Below are 14525 nucleotides of genomic sequence, written 5' to 3'. Positions count from 1 at the left end.
TGAGGGAACCGCTATGAAAAGAACGATCGCATCGCTTTTGATGGCAAGCGCCTTCTCGCTCGCCGCCTTCCAGGCCGGCGCAGCCGACAAGGTCGCCTTGCAGTTGAAGTGGGTGACCCAGTCCCAGTTCGCCGGCTACTACGTGGCCAAGGACAAGGGCTTCTACGAGGAGGAAGGCCTCGACGTCGAGATCAAGCCGGGCGGCCCTGACATCGCTCCCGCCCAGGTGATCGCCGGCGGCGGCGCCGACGTGATCGTCGACTGGATGCCATCCGCGCTCGCCACCCGCGAAAAGGGCGTTCCCCTGGTTAACATCGCCCAGCCCTTCAAGAAATCCGGCATGATGCTGACCTGCCTGAAGGAGTCCGGCGTCAAGGGACCGGAGGATTTCAAGGGCAAGACGCTCGGCGTATGGTTCTTCGGAAACGAATATCCGTTCCTCTCCTGGATGAGCCACCTGAAGATCCCGACCGATGGCGGCCCGGACGGCGTGACCGTGCTGAAGCAGGGCTTTAACGTCGATCCGCTGATCCAGAAGCAGGCCGCCTGCATTTCGACGATGACCTACAACGAGTACTGGCAGGTGATCGACGCCGGCATCAAGCCGGACGACCTCGTGACCTTCAAGTATGAAGACCAGGGTGTCGCGACGCTTGAGGACGGGCTGTACGTGCTCGAGGACAAGCTGAAGGATCCGGCCTTCAAGGAAAAGATGGTCAAGTTCGTCCGCGCTTCGATGAAGGGCTGGAAATGGGCCGAGGAGAACCCGGACGCGGCAGCGGACATCGTTCTGGAAAACGATGCCACCGGTGCGCAGACCGAAGCGCACCAGAAGCGCATGATGGGCGAGGTCGCCAAGCTGACGGCCGGCTCCAACGGCGCGCTCGACGAGGCGGACTACAAGCGCACCGTCGCCTCGCTGCTTTCCGGCGGCTCCGACCCGGTCATCTCCAAGGAGCCCGAGGGCGCCTGGACGCACGACGTCACGGACGCAGCCCTCAAGTAGAGGCACGGGGGAGCCCGATAGGACAGGGGCGCACGGGGAGAGTTCTCCGTGCGCCTTCTTCTTTGGAGCAGGCCCCGGCGCCCGTTTCCTTTCCCCGTTCCGTCGCCGCATACGCGTCAAAATGGCGGCTCATCGCCTGTTGCACGGGAACAACGCCAATTGTAAATAGTGAGGCACCATTTTGTGTGCCGCTTGTAAGCGTGTGAGCGCCCCATTACATAGAGCGCGCGGTTTGGAGCGGCCAGCGGGCCGTTGGAGGCGTCATGCGACGTATCCGGCCAGCCCTGGAGGAGATGCGCCGGCAACAGGGACGAGGGTCCGGCGGCGCGCATTCTGTGAATTCATCTGCATCTTGAAGGTCCGCCCATGGCGCTTGGATTGAAGTACGTGCTCTGCCTGTCCGTCGCCCTGACGTCGGTGACAAGCCTTGCCGCCGCCACCCTTGCCGCCGATGGCGCGCCAGTGACCGAGGAGACCCAGACCCTTCCTGTGATCGTCGTCACTGCCGCCGAGGAACGCACGATCGTCGATCGCGTGATCGCGACCGGCACGATCCAGGCGGTGGAGGAAGTCTACGTGGCCCCGCTCGTCGATGGGCTTTCCATCCGCTCCCTCGGCGCGGACGTGGCCGACCGGGTCAAGGAAGGCGACACGCTGGCCACGCTGAACGACGACGCACTGGTGTTGGAAAACAGCAGGCTCGCGGCGATGCGCGCCAAAGCGGAGGCCTCGGTCGCGCAGATGCGGGCGCAACTGGTGGAAGCGAAGGCGAACGCCGAGGAGGCCGGCAAGGCACGCGAGCGCGCCGACAGGCTTGTGACCTCCGGGGCGACCTCGCAGGCCGTGTTCGACCAGGCGACCGCCGGCGCCAAAGCCGCGATTTCCCGCGTCACGTCGGCCGAACAGGCCATTTCCGTATCGCAGGCCGAAATCAAGGTAATGGATGCCCAGATCGCCGATATCGACCTGAAGCTCGCCCGAACAGCCGTCAAGGCCCCGGTCTCGGGCGTCATCGCCTCTCGTACGGCCAAGATCGGTTCGATCGCCATGGGCGCAAGCCAGCCGCTTTTCTCGATCATTCGCGACGGCGAGATCGAGCTCAAGGCCGACGTGTCGGAAAGCTCGATCCTCAAGCTCGCCGTCGGACAAAAGGCCATCGTGACCCTTGCCGGCGGCAGCGACAGGCTGAGGGGCAGCATTCGCCTGGTCGAGCCGACCCTCAACAACGACACCCGGCTCGGGCGCGTCTACATCAAGCTCGACGAACCGGAAAAGGCGCGCGTCGGCATGTTCGCGAGCGCCGAGATCATCGTCGAGGAGAGAAAGGGCCTGGTGCTGCCGCTATCGGCGGTCACCACCTCGCAGGAGGGCACGGTTGCGCGTAAAGTGGAAAACGGCGTCGTCAGGCTGGTAAAGATCGAGACCGGGATCCAGGACGGCCAGGTCATCGAGATCGCAAGCGGCCTGCAGGCCGGTGACGAGGTTGTGGCCAAGGCCGGCGCCTATGTTCGTGACGGCGACCGGATCCGGCCCGTGAAGGCGGACGCTTCCGGAGCTGTGAAATAGCGCCGGCGAGCGGTGCGCACCCGCTGGCGACAAAGCGTTACGCGGGAACCTGAAGTGGCCATCGCCACGGCGTTTGTGGAAATTCCTGGCCCGTGTGAGTGTGCGGCGGGAAATGCGGCGGTCGGGACCGGGTCGGTCCATTCGGCGTTTGGGATGAGGACATCTGGGACATGAACTTTTCTGCTTGGTCCATTCGCAATCCGATCGCGCCGCTGCTCGCGTTTTTCCTTCTGATGGTAGTCGGCCTGCAGTCGTTCAATTCGCTGCCGATCACACGCTTTCCCAATATCGACGTGCCGGTCATCGCCGTTAACGTCACGCAAAGCGGCGCCGCACCGGCCGAGCTGGAGCTGCAGGTCACCAAGGAGATCGAGGACGCAGTCGCCGGCATTTCCGGCGTCAAGGACATCATGTCGACGGTGACCGACGGCAGCTCCGTCACCTCCGTCCTGTTCGAACTGGAAATCCCGACGAACCAGGCGCTGCAGGACGTCAAGGACGCAATCGACCGCATCCGAACCGACCTGCCGGCATCGATCGAGGAGCCCGTCGTTACCAAGATCGACGTCGAGGGCCAGGCGATCCAGACCTTTGCCGTGTCCTCGCCGAACATGACGCTGGAAGAACTGTCCTGGTTCGTGGACGACACCGTCAAGCGCGCCGTACAGGGTCAGCCGGGCGTCGGCAAGGTCGACCGTTTCGGCGGCGCGGACCGCGAGGTCCGCATCGACCTGAATGCCGACAAGCTGGAATCGCTGGGCATCACTGCCGCCGACGTGAACCAGCAGATGCGCAGCATGAATGCCGATGTCGGCTCCGGGCGCGGGCAGATCGCCGGCGCCGAACAGGCGATCCGCGTGCTCGGCGACGCCCGCTCGGTGGACAAGCTCGCCTCCACGACGATCGCGCTGCCCAATGGCCGCTTCGTGCGCCTTTCCGAACTCGGCCGGATCAACGACACCTATGAGGAGCCACGCTCCTTCTCGCGCTTCAACGGCAATCCGGTCGTCACCTTCGCCGTGTTCCGCTCCAAGGGAGCAAGCGAAGTGACTGTCGCCGAATCGGTAGGGAAGGCTCTGGTTTCAGTTCGCGAGAAGAACCCCGACGTGTCGATCAGCCTCGTCGACGATGCAGTCTATTTCACCTACGGCAACTACGAAGCGGCCCTCCATACGCTGATGGAAGGCGCGATCCTCGCCGTCATCGTGGTGCTGCTGTTCCTTCGCAACTGGCGTGCGACGCTGATTTCCGCCGTCGCCTTGCCGCTTTCGGCCATTCCGACCTTTTACGTGATGGACCTGTTGGGCTTCTCGCTCAACCTCGTCAGCTTCCTCGCGATGACGCTGGCGACCGGCATTCTCGTCGACGATGCGATCGTGGAGGTCGAAAACATCGCGCGCCACATCAAGATGGGCAAGAGCCCCTACCGTGCGGCGATCGAGGCCGCGGACGAGATCGGCCTGGCGGTGATCGCAACCACCTTCACCATCATCGCGGTCTTCGTGCCGGTCTCCTTCATGCCCGGCATTGCCGGACAGTACTTCATCCAGTTCGGCCTCACGGTCGCAGTCGCCGTCTTCTTCTCGCTGATGGTGGCGCGCCTGATCACGCCCGTCATGGCCGCCTACCTGATGCGCTCCAGCGACGCCGACGGCCATGACGAGGACAAGGAAGGCGCATTCATGCGCGGCTACACCTGGCTGGTCACCGTCACCACCCGCCACTGGTACAGCCGCTATGCCACCCTGCTGGCCGCGATCGCCTTCCTCGCCGGTTCCCTGCTGCTGCTCGCCCAGGTGCCCGGCAGCTTCATGCCTCCGGAAGACGCTTCGCGCATCGTGCTTTCCGTCGAGTTGCCGCCGGACGCCATGCTGGAGGATACCGACCGGACGACCGCGGAGATCTATGACCGCGTCAGGAACATCCCCGGCGTCAACAGCGTCTTCGTGCTCGGCGGCTCCTCGCCCAAGGGCGATCTCGAACTGCGCCGGGCTTCGATCACCGTCATACTCGACAAGCGCGACCACTCGCTGGTGAACAAGATCGTCAACGACGTGCTCGGCGGCATTCCCGTCATCGGCCAGTACCTGCCGAAGCTGCCGCCTGCGGGACGCACGACCCCGCAATGGGACATCGAGAAGGAAGTCTTTGCGAGCATTCGCGACATCCCGGACGTCCGCATCATCAAGCTGAACGACCGCGGCGAGCGCGATCTGTCGTTCAACCTCCTGTCCAACAGCGAGGCCGATCTCGATCGCACCGTCGCCGTGCTGGAAGCCAAGCTGCGCGCCGATCCCGTTCTGTCGAACATCAGCTCGGAGGGCTCGCTGCCGCGACCCGAACTGCAGATCCGGCCGCGCGACGACCGCATGGCACGCCTCGGCATCACCACGGCACAGATCGCCGAGGTCGTGCGCGTCGCGACCATCGGCGATATCGATTCCCAACTGAGCAAGATGTCGCTGGACGACCGGCTGATTCCGATCCGGGTCCAGCTCGACCGCGATTTCCGCGGCGATCTGGGCGCGATCCGCAACCTGAAGATCAGGACGTCGAAGGGCCAGTTCGTACCGCTGTCGTCGGTGGCCGACATCGACTATTCGGAAGGCCCGAGCTCGATCAAGCGCCATGACCGCAACCGAGTGGTCTCGATCGGCTCCGACCTCAAGCCCGGCGTCGCGCTCGACACCGCAACCGCCCGCTTCCGGGAGATCGCCCGCAGCATCGACATGCCGGAGACGGTGCAGTTCCTCGAGAGCGGCGACGCCGAGGTTCAGGCGGAGATGCAGGAGAGTTTTGGCAACGCGATGCTGCTCGGCCTGCTGCTGGTGCTGATGGTGCTCATCCTGCTCTTCAAGGACGTCATCCAGCCGTTCACGATCCTGTTCTCGCTGCCGCTTGCGATCGGCGGCGTCGCGGCAGGCCTGATCCTGACGCAGAATGCGTTGTCCATGCCCGTGCTGATCGGCATCCTCATGCTGATGGGCATCGTCACCAAGAACGCGATCCTGCTCGTGGATTTCGCGATCGAGATGATGCATCGCGGCATGGAGCGCACCCAGGCGATGATCGAGGCCGGCCGCAAGCGCGCCCGCCCGATCATCATGACCTCGATCGCCATGTCGGCCGGCATGCTGCCGTCCGCGCTCGGCGTCGGCGAAGGCGGCACGTTCCGCGCGCCGATGGCGATTGCGGTGATCGGCGGCATCATCGTATCGACCGTATTGTCGCTGGTGGTCGTGCCCTCGTTCTTCCTGATCATGGACGACCTCTCGCGCCTGCTGGCCTGGATCTTCGGCCGCTTCGTCGGCAGGAAGGATGAGGAAACCCCACCGCTCGACAACGAGGCCCTGACCGAGGCCTCGACAAAGACGACCGAGGATCTGGAAGCCCTCGAAGGCAGAGTTTCGGAACTGGAAAAGCAGGGCGGCCGCGGAAAGAAGCCGCTGAGCGTGGTCCACCATTCGGCGCTGGCCGCCGAATAGCGATAAGCCAAACCTGACATTCTGGAGCCGGGCGTCGCGCGCCCGGCTTTTGCTTGTGAAGCCTTGCGAATATGGGCTGCGACCATTTGACCGAAATCAACGTGGACCGTGCCATTTCTCCTTAACCTTTCCCCATGCACCGGACTGCCGAAGCTCCGCTCAGGAGGCGCGGTCCCACAAGAACAATGGGAAGGGTGGGCGTGACGCAATGAACAGGATGACGAGACCGAGCGCTTGGGAGCGCGAGACGCTGGGGTGCTTGCCGCTGCTGGCGGCTCTGGATCTGGACACGGTAGCGGCGATGCTCGAACTTGCCATCGTTCGCTCGGCAGGGCCGCGGCAGATGCTGTTCCGCGAGGGAGATCCGGCAGACACGCTCTTCTGCGTGCTGAGCGGCTACGTCCGCACCTTCCATCTTTCCCCGCAGGGACGGGAAGTGGACCTCCTGATCCACGAGCCCGGCGATGTGATCGGCAGCAGCGTCTGCCTCGATCGCCAGACCTACTGCGCCAACGCGCAGGCGACAGAAAGCGTCAAGGTCGCGCAGTTCAACCTGCAGCGCGTTCGCGAGCTGGCCGCAAGGAAGCCGGACCTTGCCCTCGCCTTGGCATCCTCTCTCTCCGGACAGTTCGCCAGCAGCCTCGCCATGCTGGCAGATGACCGCCTGCACACCGCCCCGCAGCGTGTGGCGCACTATCTGAAGAAGCAGTGCCCGCAGGGCGCCCGCAATGTCAGCTTCCGCCTCCCCTACCAGAAGAACCTGCTGGCCGGGCAACTCGGGCTTGCGCCGGAGGCCCTTTCGCGCGCCTTCTCCTATTTGCGGCGCCATGGCGTCAGCGTGCGCGGGCGACTGGTTCAGGTTAACGATCCCGAGGTCCTGCAGTCGATCTGAGGCGGCGAAACAGGGCCTGAAGCATCAGGAAGGAACCTGAGCGAACGTGGCTCGCTTTGCGTCAGTAGACTGGCTTTGCGTGCTTGTCGAAGGCGTAGATGACGCTGTCGCTGGCGGCGTTGCGTGCGTGCTCTATCGCCCGGCGCGCACTTTCCAGGCTGTCTGTGGCCTCGACGTTGGGCGAGATCCGCGCCATTCCGGCAAGCATCGTCACCTGCAGTTCCGCGGTATCGGCGCGAATCGACCGGCTCGATACGGAGCGACGGACTTCCTCGACCAGAAGGATGCAATCGTCGGCGTTCGGTCCATCGACCGTGACGACGAATTCGCCGGCCGCCAGGCGTCCGACGTGATGCGGCGCATGGAACATGCGCGAGAGCTCCTCTGTCGCCATCCTGAGGATGGCGTTCGCAGCATCCGCCCCGTGGCGGACGGAAAGAAACGGGAAATGCGCAACCTGGAACAACACGACGAAACCGGGGCTTGCAGCGGCCTCGATCGTGGCCACGACCGTCTCCGGTTGGACGAAGTCCGACATGGGATCATCGAGACTCGCCCGCCGGATCCGGGTGCATGCATGCTTCAATGCACCCAGGCCGAGCCCTGCCATGGCTACCAGCAGCCCGGCGACGCTGGCCGCGATCACGATCGACGGCGTCATGCCAAGTGCTGCCGGGCTCGGCTCCAGCATCGGCAGCAGCCGGAACGGCGCATGCAGCACACTGAGCACGAGATGGACGCCGATCGCGATCGCCGCAGCGACGAGGAAGCCGTAGGGCAGGATCGTTGCAAGATCCGCCCTGCCCAACGCGTGCCGGTGCGTGCGCAATCCCTCCTCCGACAGCGATACGTCCCGAAACATTACAGTCTCCGCACTTTCATGCAGAGAACATAATTGGGTGGAATTCACGCCACCCTAATCGCAATGTTAAAAATCGATCGATCCGCCGGAATTGTGCCAAGACAGTACCATGAAGCGCCTGCTGTCGGATTTCGAGACGCGCCGAGCCGCCACGCAACACCCATCCCGCTTTCGCAGGCCGGGTGGACATATCCTGGCAGATGGTCGAATGCCGTCAGTAGGCCCGTGGAGGCACGAACAGGCAGATGGTCCGCCCATGCTCCCCGCCGGCAACCGAACACCAGTGAAATTCGCCGTCCGGAGAAGGACGCACGCGCGCGTCCCTGTAAGGCACGACCTCGCCGGTCACGTTGATGACGAAGCCTTCCGGGCGCTCGCTGATCGCCTTGGTCGCAACGGGCCGGCAGTCCTGCATCGAGCAGCAGGAATAGGGGTAGCTCCAGCCACTCGGCGCGTCATGCGCGCGGGCCGGAATGGCGATCGTCTGGATCACACAGGAAGCGCTGAGAACCAGGAGGAACGCATGCAGGCCATGCCGCAGGGATGCGGCAGAGGCAGAAACGGATCGCGGTTTTGCTTCACTTGCAGCTGGATGAGGCATAAAAATCTCCATTTCGGGATCATGGCCGTCGCCTTTCCCGCCCTGGAGCGCTCTTCCCTATACGGCACGCGAACAAATGAGCCCCGAACGCGGAGCGGCGCCGGGCAAGATACCCGGATCCGGTTCATATCCCAGTGCGTCCTGCCCCCTGAACCCGCCGACGCGCCAGCCTGCCTTGGACCCGGATGGTGTCCCGATTCCCGCCGGCGCGCAAGCGATAGCCCGCGCAGCAGCAGCCAGCGGAGACGCTTCTGAGCGGAACTGCGGCATTTGTGCCAATGTGCGAACGCCGCGCCTGCCCGGTTGCCGGGGCCAGGCGACCCGGTCAGGCGACCCGGTCCGGCGGCTCCCGACCGTCAAAGAAGGCGGTCACGTTGTCGACGACCTTCATGCCCATGGCGATGCGCGTCTCGGCCGTCGCGCTGCCGAGATGTGGCAGCAGCACGACATTGTCCATGCCCCGGAGCACCTCGGGCACATGCGGCTCCGCCGCATAGACATCCAGGCCGGCACCGGCGATGCGACGTTCCGAAAGGGCTGCGGCAAGCGCGGTCTCATCGACCACGTCGCCGCGCGCGGTGTTGATGAGGAAGGCGGACGGCTTCATGGCCTGCAGCCGCGCGGCATTGATGAGGTTGCTGTTCTCCCCGCCGCCGGGGCAGTGCAGCGACACGAAGTCAGACGCCGAGAGAACCTCCTCGACGCTGTCCAGCTGGCGGGCCCCATAGCGCGCCGCCTCGGCAGGATCGACGCGGGAGCGGTTGTGGAACACCACCTCCATGTCGAACCCGAAGTGGCAGCGCTTCGCCATTGCCTTGCCGATCCGCCCGAAACCGATGATGCCGAGCGTCTTGCCGGTCACCTTCGTGCCGATCATGTGCGTCGGACGCCAGCCGGACCACGTGCCGGCCCGCACCTCCCGCTCGCCCTCGCCTGCGCGGCGGGCGACCGAGAGAAGCAGCGTCATGGCGATATCCGCGGTGCAATCGGTCAGCACGCCCGGCGTATTCGTCACCACGATGCCCTTGCCCGCGGCGGCGGCGACATCGATGTGATTGTAGCCCACCCCGTAGTTGCCGATGATTCCCGCCTGCAGCGTGCCTTGATCGAACAATGCCGCCGGCAACCTGTCCGATACCGTCGGGAGCACGGCATCGTACGTCGCCAGCGCGGCGGCCAGCGCGGCCTGATCCATCGGCCGGTCATCAGCGTTCAACGTCGTGTCGAACCGTTCGGCGAGGGCCGCCTCCACGGCGGCAGGCCATCTTCTCGTCAGCAAGATACGTGGCTTTGTCATTCGTTCCTCCAATTCTGACGAACACCAGACATGAAAAGAGCCCGGACGCAAGCGCCGGGCTCAGTGTTGAACCGGTTCGGGCGGTCTTCAGGCCGCCCTTTCCGCCGGAACGACTACTCGTTCTGGAAGTAGCTGAACTTGCCGTCGTCACCCTTCTTCCAGGTGTACATGACGTAGTCCGGACGGGTGATGTCGCCCTTTTCGTCGAAGCCGAGTTCGCCGATGGCGGTCTTGAACGGACCCTTGGCCTTGATGGCTTCCGCCACAGCCTGCGGGTCAGTGCCGCCGGCAGCCTTGGCACCGTCAGCGATGACCTGAACGGCGGCATAGGCATAGAGCGTGTAGGCTTCCGGCTCGAAGCCCGATGCACGGAACTTCTCGACCAGCTCGACGGCGGCCGGGTTCTTGCGCGGGTCCGGAGCGAACGTCATCAGCGTACCGTCGACGGCGTCACCAGCGATCGAGGCCAGCTCGTTCGAAACGATGCCATCGCCCGACATCACCGTTGCGTTCAGGCCCTGGTCCTTCATCTGGCGCATGATCAGGCCGGCTTCGGTGTGCAGGCCGCCGTAGTAGACGATCGAGACGCCGGCTTCCTTCATCTTCGCGATGAGGGCCGAGAAATCCTTGTCGCCCGCGTTGATGCCTTCATAGATGGCTTCGGTGACGCCGGCTTCGTTCATGCCCTTCTTGGTTTCGTCGGCAAGGCCCTGACCATACGGGGTCTTGTCGTGGATGACGGCAACCTTGGCGTCCTTGAAGTTCGCGGCGATGAAGGCGCCAGCTACCGCGCCCTGCTGGTCGTCACGACCGCAGGTACGGAAGGTGTTCCACAGGCCGCGCTCGGTGTAGGTCGGGTTCGTCGAGGCCGGGGAGATCTGCAGGATGCCGTTTTCGGCATAGATTTCCGAGGTCGGGATCGAAACGCCGGAGTTGAAGTGACCGACGACAAACTTCACACCGTCAGCGACGAACTTGTTGGCGACCGAAACGCCCTGCTTCGGGTCGGAAACGTCGTCGCCGAGCACGATCTTGATCTGCTCGCCGTTGATACCGCCGGCTGCGTTGATGTCGGCAGCGGCCTGTTCGGCACCCTTCTGCAACTGCGCGCCGAATGCGGCGTTAGGGCCAGTCAGCGGACCGCCGACGCCGATCAGGATATCGGCCCATGCATTGCCGCTGAACGCGACCATTGCAGCCAAAGCAACAGCCGACAAGAGAGACTTCTTCATTTCGTAACTCCCAAGATTTTAAGGCAGGTAGGCTTTTTTAACCGATCGCAATACCCACCGTCATTGCGCCGGTGTCTTCTTTCCAGCACGGCGCCAGCACGCCGGGCGTGGGGTTCCCTCTTATTTGGCTTTCCAGGAGAAGGGCGAAACCTTCTCGTAGAGCCAGTAGTAGTTATTGGTCATCTGTCTGGTGCGGTAGAAGCGATAACCGGCCGTAGCAAACAACAAAAGCACCGCGGTGTCCACGAAATAGTACTGCAAAGTCAGCATGCTACCGTTGAACAGCGCGTGGTGGATGAAGCGGATGGCCGCCCCCAGCAACAACACGTAGAGGACGAGCGTCCTGTAGTTCTGCCAGTTTTCCGCAACGCTCCTTCCCGTCCGCCAAGCGGTCCATCCGCCCATGATGACGGTGACGAAAAGAAACTGGAGGAAAGACGGCTCCTCGTAGAGAATTCCCTGCATCTCACATACTCCTCTACAGCGCCGCGCGTCTTTGGAGACGCGCAAAGGTCGCTGTAACGCATCGGTTCTGCCCATGGTCCCGAGGGACCGTGCGCCCCGTCCTCAATGCCGCCCGCCTTCGAGATAGGCGGCGCGCACTTCCGGATTGGCCAATAGCTCCTTGCCCGAACCGCTCATCGTGACCCGGCCGTTGACCATGACGTAGCCGCGGTCCGACAGCTTGAGCGCCGCAAAAGCGTTTTGCTCGACGAGGAATACGGTCAGCCCCTGCTCCTTGTTCAAGACCTTGATGGCGTCGAAGATCTGCTTGACGATCAGCGGCGCCAGGCCGAGCGAAGGCTCGTCCAGCAGCAGAAGCTTCGGCCGGGCCATCAGCGCGCGGCCGATCGACAGCATCTGCTGCTCGCCGCCCGAAAGCGTGCCGCCGCGCTGCGCCTGACGCTCCTTCAAACGCGGGAACAGCGTGAAGATCTTCTCCACGTCCTCGTCGAAGTACTTCAGCTTGTCGAGGCTGGCCCCCATCTGGAGGTTTTCATAGACCGTCATGCGCGGAAAGATGCGGCGGCCCTCCGGAGACTGCGCGATACGCAGCCGGGCGATCTCGTGCGTCGGCAGCCGGGTGATGTCCTGCCCGTCGAAGGTGACAGTACCGGTGCGCGCCTGCGGGCTGCCGCAGATCGTCATCATCAGGGTCGACTTGCCCGCGCCGTTCGCGCCGATCAGGCTGACGATCTCGCCGCGGTTCACTTCCACGTCGACGCCTGCCAGCGCACGGATGTTGCCGTAGTAGGTCTCCACGGCATGGACCTTGAGAAGGGTCTCGCTCATCAGTGCTTCCCCCCCTGCCCGCCTTCGGTCTCCTGGATCTCCTCGATCTCTTCGATCACCTCTTCGACCTCTTCGTCCTCGACGCCCAGATAGGCCGCGATGACCCTCGGATCGTTCTTCACTTCCTCCGGCGTGCCGTCGGAAATCTTCTGTCCGTATTCCAGAACGATGACGTGGTCGGAGATTTCCATGACCACGGACATGTCGTGCTCGATGAGCAGGATCGACGTGCCGGTGTCCTGGCGGATCGATCGCAGAAGTTCGTTCAGAGCCAGCGATTCACGCGGGTTCAGACCGGCGGCCGGTTCGTCCAGGCAAAGGAATTCCGGCCCTGTGCACATGGCGCGCGCGATCTCCAGCCGGCGCTGCGCGCCATAGGGAAGATCGCCGGCAGGATCGTCGGCGCGGCTCAAAAGATCCGCCTTCTCCAGCCAGTACTTTGCGATCTCGATCGACTGCTCCGTGGCGCGCCGGTAGCCGGAAAAGCCGAGCAGGCCGAGGATGGTGAAGCCGGATGCGCGCATCAGCATGTTGTGCTGTGCGACCAGCAGGTTCTCCAGCACCGTCAGGCCCGAGAACATGCGGATGTTCTGGAACGTACGCGCGACCTTGGCGTCGCGCGTGATCTCGAAGTCGGGCATGCGTTCGAGCAGGAACTTCTTGCCCGAGCGCTGCGTCATCGAGATCATGCCCATGGTCGGCTTGTAGAAGCCGGTTACGCAGTTGAAGACGGTCGTCTTGCCTGCGCCGTTCGGGCCGATGAGCGCGGTGATGTCGCCACGCCGGGCCTCGAAGGACAGGTCGTTGATCGCCATCAGCCCGCCGAAGCGCATCGACAGATGCTCGACTTTCAGGATTGGTTCGTTGGTCATCGTATTCGTCTCGAGGGCGGACATCAGCCGTGGCCCTCCTTGGTGAAGCTACCCGATACGGCCTTGCGCTCATGCAGGAAGGCGGTCGGTTCCCGGCTGCCGACGAACCCGCGCGGCTTCCAAACCATCACCACGACCATTGCGAGGCCGAAAATCAGCATGCGGTAGAGTTCCGGCGTGAAGTCCGGGCCGAAGATCGCCTTGAGGAAGGTCATCTCGCGGAGAAGCTCGGTTCCGCCGACCATGACCGTTGCGGCCACGGCGATGCCGACGAGCGACCCCATGCCGCCGAGGACGACGATCGCCAGGATGATCGCGGACTCCAGGAACACGAAGGATTCCGGCGAGACGAAGCCCTGGCGGACGGCGAAGAACGAACCGGCGAAGCCGCCGAACATCGCCCCCGTCGCAAAGGCCGTGAGCTTGGTCGTGACCGTGTTGATGCCGAGCGAACGGCAGGCGATCTCGTCCTCGCGCAGCGCTTCCCATGCACGGCCGATCGGCATGCGGCGCAGCCGGATAGTGACATAGGCCGTCAGCAGCGCCAGAGCCAGGATCACGTAGAACAGGAAGATCTTGTAGTAGGCCGACGACATCGGCAGTTCGAACACCTTGGCGAAGTTGTTCGCCGCACCCACGTCGAACGACCAGATGCCGAAGACGCTGGCCTTGGGAATGCCGGAAATGCCGAAAGTACCCTTTGTGACTTCCGTCCAGTTGATGAGGACGAGGCGGATGATCTCACCGAAGGCGAGCGTCACGATCGCCAGATAGTCCCCCTTCAGCCGAAGCACGGGGAAGCCCAGGATCATGCCCCAGAAGGCGGCAAGGATGCCGGCCAGCGGCAACAGGATCCAGAACGAGAAGCCGAAATGCTGGGAGAGCAGTGCATAGGAATAGGCGCCGACCGCGTAGAAGGCGACATAGCCAAGATCGAGCAGGCCTGCGAGGCCGACGACGATGTTCAGACCCCAGGCCAGCATCACGTAGATAAGGATCTGGATACCGAAGTTGTCGACCCATTTCAGCGAGCCCTGGACGCCGAAGAGCGCCACCGCGACCGGCGGCATCAGCACCAGCGCAAGGATTGCGAGCTTGCTGAAATTGCGTGCAAGGAATGTCTCCGGGACATCCTTATCCGCGACCGCGGCCTTCGCGGTCTTGCGCGCTGCGAGCCAAGGCTGGACATAGAGCACGCCGAGGAACCGGCCGGCGGCGGCGACCGCCACGAAGATGGCGAGAAGACCCCAGCGCTGGTTCAGCACCAACTCGTTGCGGATGTTCTGCGTCGTCTCGAGGCCGACGAAGAGGATGAACAGGCCGAAGGCGACGAGACCGGCAAAAAAGCCCTCGCGCAGAGCCCGCGCCGTCAGGGACCCGCCGGCGCTCTCTTTGGAGTAGGTTGTCGTTGCCATTGAA

12 protein-coding genes are annotated in these 14525 nt (G+C 63.7%); 4 read left to right on the top strand and 8 right to left on the bottom strand.

Features of this window, described 5'->3' with window-relative positions; all coding sequences use genetic code 11:
- The first annotated feature begins 13 nt into the window (after positions 1 to 13).
- The 4 genes from CRO48_RS15000 to CRO48_RS14985 all read left to right on the top strand — a co-directional run bounded on the left by CRO48_RS15000 (position 14) and on the right by CRO48_RS14985 (position 6949).
- The gene (locus CRO48_RS15000; RefSeq protein ID WP_097140673.1) at positions 14 to 1006 is read left to right on the top strand and encodes an ABC transporter substrate-binding protein; all 993 of its coding nucleotides are present in this window, start codon (positions 14 to 16) and stop codon (positions 1004 to 1006) included.
- Between the two features lie 366 nt (positions 1007 to 1372).
- The gene (locus tag CRO48_RS14995; protein WP_097140671.1) at positions 1373 to 2572 is read left to right on the top strand and encodes an efflux RND transporter periplasmic adaptor subunit; all 1200 of its coding nucleotides are present in this window, start codon (positions 1373 to 1375) and stop codon (positions 2570 to 2572) included.
- Between the two features lie 170 nt (positions 2573 to 2742).
- Positions 2743 to 6057 (top strand): efflux RND transporter permease subunit, encoded by a 3315-nt coding sequence (locus CRO48_RS14990; RefSeq protein WP_097140669.1) that lies wholly within the window; start codon positions 2743 to 2745, stop codon positions 6055 to 6057.
- 217 nt (positions 6058 to 6274) lie between these two features.
- Positions 6275 to 6949 carry a Crp/Fnr family transcriptional regulator gene (locus CRO48_RS14985; RefSeq protein WP_245423534.1) on the top strand — a complete coding sequence of 225 codons (675 nt, stop codon included), beginning with the start codon at positions 6275 to 6277 and terminating at the stop codon, positions 6947 to 6949.
- Positions 6950 to 7010: 61 nt separating this feature from the next.
- On the opposite strand, the gene CRO48_RS14980 is transcribed toward CRO48_RS14985, so the two are convergent.
- The 8 genes from CRO48_RS14980 to livM all read right to left on the bottom strand — a co-directional run bounded on the left by CRO48_RS14980 (position 7011) and on the right by livM (position 14521).
- A complete protein-coding gene (locus CRO48_RS14980) occupies positions 7011 to 7811 on the bottom strand; it encodes a diguanylate cyclase domain-containing protein (protein WP_097140665.1) in 801 nt (266 codons plus the stop codon).
- Between the two features lie 214 nt (positions 7812 to 8025).
- Positions 8026 to 8412, bottom strand: coding sequence for a hypothetical protein (locus CRO48_RS14975; protein ID WP_407071930.1), 387 nt, complete (start codon positions 8410 to 8412; stop codon positions 8026 to 8028).
- 325 nt (positions 8413 to 8737) lie between these two features.
- Complete coding sequence (locus tag CRO48_RS14970; protein ID WP_097140662.1) at positions 8738 to 9709, bottom strand: 2-hydroxyacid dehydrogenase; 972 nt, start codon at positions 9707 to 9709, stop codon at positions 8738 to 8740.
- Between the two features lie 113 nt (positions 9710 to 9822).
- A complete protein-coding gene (locus CRO48_RS14965) occupies positions 9823 to 10941 on the bottom strand; it encodes a branched-chain amino acid ABC transporter substrate-binding protein (protein ID WP_097140660.1) in 1119 nt (372 codons plus the stop codon).
- Between the two features lie 120 nt (positions 10942 to 11061).
- Positions 11062 to 11406 (bottom strand): DUF6867 family protein, encoded by a 345-nt coding sequence (locus tag CRO48_RS14960; RefSeq protein WP_097140658.1) that lies wholly within the window; start codon positions 11404 to 11406, stop codon positions 11062 to 11064.
- 102 nt (positions 11407 to 11508) lie between these two features.
- Entirely contained in the window at positions 11509 to 12234 is a 726-nt protein-coding gene (locus CRO48_RS14955) for an ABC transporter ATP-binding protein (RefSeq protein WP_097140657.1), read from the bottom strand.
- Positions 12234 to 13130, bottom strand: a complete 897-nt coding sequence (locus tag CRO48_RS14950; protein WP_097140655.1) for an ABC transporter ATP-binding protein — start codon at positions 13128 to 13130, stop codon at positions 12234 to 12236. Before CRO48_RS14950 ends, CRO48_RS14955 begins: the two co-directional genes overlap by 1 nt.
- Positions 13130 to 14521: a high-affinity branched-chain amino acid ABC transporter permease LivM gene (gene livM / locus CRO48_RS14945; protein ID WP_097140652.1), complete on the bottom strand. Its 1392-nt coding sequence runs from the start codon at positions 14519 to 14521 to the stop codon at positions 13130 to 13132. Before livM ends, CRO48_RS14950 begins: the two co-directional genes overlap by 1 nt.
- Positions 14522 to 14525 lie beyond the last annotated feature (4 nt).

This window comes from Rhizobium subbaraonis (assembly GCF_900220975.1).
Lineage (GTDB): Bacteria > Pseudomonadota > Alphaproteobacteria > Rhizobiales > Rhizobiaceae > Mycoplana > Mycoplana subbaraonis.
Note: the sequence above shows the minus strand (reverse complement) of the source record. Positions and strands in the feature narration are given on the sequence as shown.